Below are 5,383 nucleotides of genomic sequence, written 5' to 3' on the forward strand. Positions count from 1 at the left end.
CCAATCTGTCCAACACGCCCAAGGCCGCCTCCCCAAAGGCAGCCTTGAATCACGCTCCGCACCTTTCGGGAATCCCTAGAGTCCACACCATCTAGGGGGCGAGGGGATGGTCAGCGGCGGTGGCGCCGCTGGCGCGTTTGCCTGTGAACTCGTTCCCACGCCGCCGCGCAGCACCTCGACGAAAAAGGCGCCCTGGTCCTCGTCCGGCAGGAAGCCGGACGGCACCTGGCTGCCGAAATACCCGGTCAGCATCGCCGCCACGGCGACCAGCCCGAGGGTCAGCACCACGCGCCGCGCAATGCGCGCGATTACGGCCGCGTAGCCGTCCCGCATGCCGTCGATGCCGCGCTGCATGGAACGGATCACGCGGCCGGGCGGACTGCCGTGGCGCAGCAGAAGCGCGGCACCTCATCACCGGCAACAGCGCCTCTCCTGCGCCGACGAGTCTGGCCGGCTGGTCGAGCGTCCAACCCTATGGCGAAATCGGACTGGACGGGTTCGGCATCGTGCTGTGCCACTACCCCTTCCGCACTTGGCGCAACATGATCCGGGGCTGGCTTGACCTGCATGGCCACAGTCACGGCCGCCTGGCCCCCCTGCCACATCGGACGGATGTCGGCGTGGATGCCTGGGATTTCCGGCCGGTAACGCTGGAGCAGATGACCGCCGCGAGGCGAATCCGCGCGAGGACAGCGCCACCACAGCAGTCTCGGTAACGGCCAGACCCCTAATCCCGTGCAGGCGCGCGAGAAGGTGCGGCACGAGTTCGCGCCGGTGCGGGCTGGTCCTGTGCTCATAAAGGTAAACGCCCTGCCAGGTCACGAGCGTGGGCCTGCCTTCTGCGATCGGGACCGAGAATTGAGTCTGCGTCAGCGCTGCCCGGATAGTGGGCCGGCATACCGTCCGGCCCCTCGTCCTCATGCCGGTATCGGCCACTGCCGCCATCGGGCTCCCGGCCCGGATCACCGGCTGGAGCCTGGCCCGGACCTGCGCCGGATCACCTTGCCGCTGGCGGTGCCGGGGCTGATCTCGGCGGGCATCTTCTCCTTCACCCTGTCGTGGAACGAGTTCATCTACGCCCTGGCCTTCATCCAGAGCAGCGAGAACAAGACCGTCCCCGTCGCCATCCTGACCGAACTGGTCACCGGCGACGTGTACCAATGGGGGGCGCTGATGGCGGGTTCGCTCCTGGGCTCGCTGCCGGTCGCGATCTTCTATTCGTTCTTCGTGGACTACTACGTCTCGTCGCTGACCGGGGCGGTCAAGGAGTAGCGACCCCCCCGGCCTGCCCGCCTATTCGGCGGCTTCGACCGGCTGCTGTAGCGGCGCGGTGGGGGTGCCGCCGCTGCGCTGCAACGCCTGCTCCGCCGCCTCTCGCGCGGCATCCAGATCGCCCATGGCGACCAGCAGGCTGGACAGGTCGGCATGGCCACGCGGCTCGGCCGGATCGGCCGCGATGGCCTGCTCCAGCCAGCGCCGGGCGGCGAGCAGATCGCCCCTACGGCGTTCGAGGCTCCCGACCCACCGCAGCAGCGATGCCGACGGCGCCGGGCTCTGGGCAATCGCGGCCTGGGCGGCCTCAAGCGCACCGTCGACATCACCTTGACTGAGCCGCATTGCGGCGAGGTCGGCACGGGGGCCCAGGTCATTCGGATGGCGGGCGATGGCCTCGGCCAGCAGCCGGCCGGCGACGGCAAAGTTCTGGCGGCGCGCTTCCACCGCACTCAGCCGCCGCAGGAAGACCGGGGTCGTGCCTGGGTCGCGGGCCAACGCCGCCTCGGCCGCCACCAACGCGCCATCCAGGTCATTCTGGTGCATGTGCAGGCCGGCGAGATCGTAATGCAAGCCGGGGTTGTCCGGCTCGGCCGCGATGGCCTGTTGCAGCATCCCTTCGGCGGTCGCGAAGTTCTTCCGGCGCATCTCGATGTCCGCCCGACGACGCAGGAACTGGACGTTCGTGCCGGTGCTGCGGGCCATCGCGGCCTCGGCGGCTTCGGCAGCGCCATCCAGGTCGCTTTGGGCAAGGCGCAGGCCGGCAAGGTCGTGGTGCGGGCCGGGGTCTTCCGGGTCATTGGCGATGGCCTGTTTCAGCACCGCCTCCGCCGCGTTCCAGTTCTTGCGGCGGGATTCGACGATGGCGCGGAAACGAAGGAGCCCGGTCGAGTTGGGGCTCCGCGCCTGTGCGGCTTCGGCGGCTTCGCTGGCATCATCCAGATCGCCCTGGCTCAGGTGCAGGCCGGCAAGATCCTGATGCGGGCTGGGGTCGTCCGGGTCGAGAATGATCGCTTCGCCCAATAGCCGGTGGGCGGCGGCGAGGTTGCCGCGGCGCGCTTCCACGGCACTGAGCCGTCGCAGAAAGGCGATGGTCGTGCCGGTTCCGCGAGCGACGGCGGCCTCCGCGGCGGTGGCGGCGGCGTCCAGGTCGCCCTGGGCCAGGCGCAGACCGGCCAGATCGTAATAGGGGCTGGCGTCATCCGGATCGAGGGCGATGGCCTGATGCAGCATCTCCTCGGTGGTCGCGAAATTCTTGCGGCGCTGCTCGATATCCGCCCGGCGGCGCAGGAAGCGGGTGTCCGTGCCGGTGTTCAGGGCTGCGGCGGTTGCCGCGGCCTCGGCAGCGCCATCCAGCTCGCCCTGGGACATGCGCAGCCCGGCAAGGTCGTAATGCGGACCGGGGTCCTCCGGGTCGTTGGCGATGGCCTGCTTCAGCATCGCCTCCGCCGCGCCCCAGTTTTTGCGGCGGGATTCGATATCGGCGATCCGCCGGTAGTGGGGGGCCAGCTTGGTGGCGCTCGCTGTCCTCGCGCGCTGCAGGTTCGCCTCGGCCTCCGCCATCTCGGCTGCCAGGCGTTCGGCCTGGTTGACGCCGGGGCCGGCCTCCGCGCCGCCGCCCCACTGCTCCCCACCCGGCTGTTCCAGGCCAAGCAGCCGCGCCATGCGCTGCCGGGCAGCGGGCAGCAGCAACTCGTAATCATCGACCATCAGGCTGAGCGTTTCGGCAGCCTGTACCGCCGTCACCTCATCATTGCTCCAGCCCAGCCGCTGCTTGCCCATGCTGTAGATGACATTGCGGGTAAGGCGTCGGATGAGCGTCCATTCGGCCACCTGATGGGCCAGATGGCCGATGGCTTCCGGATCGGCGGCGGCCGCGAATTCCGTGCCGAGTTCCGCGGCCAGCCGGGCGAAGGCGGAGTAGCGGGTATTGACGAACATCTGCCGCGAGGCGGGGTAGTAGCGGGCGGCACGGCCACCAAGGCCCCGCTCGACCAACTCGTCCTCCTCGCTGATGGTGATGATCTCGGGCGGGGTCGGCAGGATCTGGCGCGGCGGTGCCGGCGGCCGGGGCGCGGGCGGCTTGGCCTCCGGGATCTTGGCCTCCGGGGCTTTGGCCCCCTCGGCCGATGCCGTCTCGTCCTTCGGCTTGGCCGGAGGCTTCACGCCCCGGATCACCACCTGCTGCGGCACCAGATCGGCGACCCCGAGGCTCAGCATCAGCTGCTGCAGATCGGCCTTGATCTCCCGCAGATAGTCTTCCGAGTCCGGCAGCATCGAATCGATGATTCGCTTCAGCCAGGCCGGGATATGGTTGCGCACCAGCGCCCCGAAGTCGCCGAACATCACCTGGCGCTGGTCGCCGTCGCGGAAGCGCAGGAACTGGCGATAGACCTCGGGTTGGACGCCGAATTCCGCCGGCAGCTCGACCAGGACGGAACACAGCCGGGAGGCGAAGGTGAAGCCGTAGGTCGGCGCCTCCAGCGCCCAGCGGCGGCCTTCGACCAGCGCATAGACCTCGCCATTGTAGATCACCGCGCCGAGGCCGGCGGGGTTCACCGGCGGGCGGGCGCGGCCGGAATCGGCGGCGCGGTAGCAGTAGTGCAGGATGATCCCGTCCGTCGCCGGCACCCGCTCCACCCGGTCGAAATAGGTCTCGCTGAACGGCGGGTCGAACAGGAGGTTGACGGCGGCCCCCGTCACGGCGCGGTCGAGCCGCAGCCTGACACCAGGGGGCAGGCGCAGGAAGCGCCGGCCAAGGGTCTGCACCAGCCAGTCCGCCGCCACCGGCGGATTGTTGTCATAAGGGGCGACGACGGTGTCCTGCCCCTCCGCATTGCCCATCAGCACGACCTCGGTCCAGTCGTGGACGAGGCCGTAATCGCCTTCGTCCAGGCATTCGGCGGTCGCATCCACCACCTCGGCGGCGCCGCCGTCGGTGGTGGGCTGGCGGATGCGGCCATAGATCCCGTTCCGCTGGCCGAGGATGATCTGCGACACCCGGCCCTGCCGGCAGGAACGGTAGCGCAGCCCGAATTTATTGGATGACAGCGAGGCGACCTTGGCGCCCATGCCGAAATTGCCGTCGAGCGCCACATCCTTGAACAGCGACGCCGAGAGGTCGGAAATCTTCAGCAATTCCTCGGCCGAAAGCCCGCGGCCGGTGTTCCAGATGCACAGTTTCCGCGCGCCCAGGAGATTGCGGGCGGAAATGCGCACGAGCTTCGGCGTGTCGGTCGCCGTCCCGGCCGCCTCCAGCGCGTTCATCACGAGTTCGCGCAGCATCATGCCCTTGGGGCAGCGCTCGATGGTGGATGCGACGAGGAAAGCCTCATCGGCGATGCGCAGCGGGACGACCGTATTCCTGGTTGGCATGCGCACCAAGTCTCCGAAGATAGCCTTAATTGGCCAAAGCGTTCTGGTGTCTGCGGCGAAACACCAAACTACAGGTACCACATCCCGGTGGCGGATTCAAATTGCACATCGTTCCGCAAGCCAAATGCCGCGTGGATCGCGGCCAGCCGGAGGTCACAATCGTGAGATTTCGCCGTTCCAGGCAGTGAACGTTTTGTGAGAGTTCGGCAATACTGCCCATGGGGAGCGGAACCGGCACGCGTCCCGGCATCGCTTTTGCGATAACCGTTGTGCTGACTTGATCGTTGGGCCTCAGGCTCGCTTCACCTAAGAGCCTGTTTCGAAACGCCTTCGGTATGACCGGCATTGGGGTGGATGGCCGGAGGCAATCGTGATTCCAACGGGTTGCGACACCTGTGATGGAATTTTCGATGTGGACCCCGACCACCCGGCGGCAGCATAGCCGCGCGGGCTTGCGCTACGCGAGTGACCTGACCGATGCCGAGTGGCGTTTGCTGGAACCGCTGCTGCCGCGGCGCCATCGGCAGGGGCGACGGTGGGCCTGGCCGCAGCGCGAGATCATCAACGCCATCTTCTACGTGCTGCGCGCGGGCTGTGCCTGGCGCCTGCTGCCCGACAGCTTCCCGCCGTGGCGGACCATTTATCGCTGGTTCGCCCGGCTGCGCGATGGCGGGGTGTTCGAAAGCCTGAACCACCACCTGGTCATGCATGATCGCGAGCGGGCCGGGCGCGAGGC

General features: G+C 68.2%; 5 protein-coding genes. 2 read left to right on the forward strand and 3 right to left on the reverse strand.

What is annotated here, in order from left to right:
• Positions 1-75: 75 nt before the first annotated feature.
• Together C8P66_RS23240 and C8P66_RS24880 are read right to left on the reverse strand one after the other, a co-directional pair.
• The gene (locus C8P66_RS23240) at positions 76-366 is read right to left on the reverse strand and encodes a hypothetical protein (RefSeq protein WP_158537368.1); all 291 of its coding nucleotides are present in this window, start codon (positions 364-366) and stop codon (positions 76-78) included.
• A gap of 45 nt (positions 367-411) precedes the next feature.
• On the reverse strand, positions 412-945 hold the full coding sequence (locus tag C8P66_RS24880; RefSeq protein WP_456303659.1) for a YjbQ family protein: 534 nt from the start codon (positions 943-945) through the stop codon (positions 412-414).
• 69 nt (positions 946-1,014) lie between these two features.
• Between C8P66_RS24880 and C8P66_RS23250 the strand changes: the two genes are divergently transcribed.
• The gene (locus C8P66_RS23250) at positions 1,015-1,272 is read left to right on the forward strand and encodes an ABC transporter permease family protein (protein ID WP_245903763.1); all 258 of its coding nucleotides are present in this window, start codon (positions 1,015-1,017) and stop codon (positions 1,270-1,272) included.
• Positions 1,273-1,293: 21 nt separating this feature from the next.
• On the opposite strand, the gene C8P66_RS23255 is transcribed toward C8P66_RS23250, so the two are convergent.
• Positions 1,294-4,647: a tetratricopeptide repeat protein gene (locus C8P66_RS23255; protein ID WP_111400658.1), complete on the reverse strand. Its 3,354-nt coding sequence runs from the start codon at positions 4,645-4,647 to the stop codon at positions 1,294-1,296.
• 410 nt (positions 4,648-5,057) lie between these two features.
• Here C8P66_RS23255 and C8P66_RS23260 point away from each other — a divergent pair.
• A partial coding sequence (locus C8P66_RS23260; RefSeq protein ID WP_146423047.1) for a transposase occupies positions 5,058-5,383 on the forward strand: 326 nt, incomplete at its 3' end.

The sequence above is a fragment of the Humitalea rosea genome (assembly GCF_003253705.1).
GTDB lineage: Bacteria > Pseudomonadota > Alphaproteobacteria > Acetobacterales > Acetobacteraceae > Humitalea > Humitalea rosea.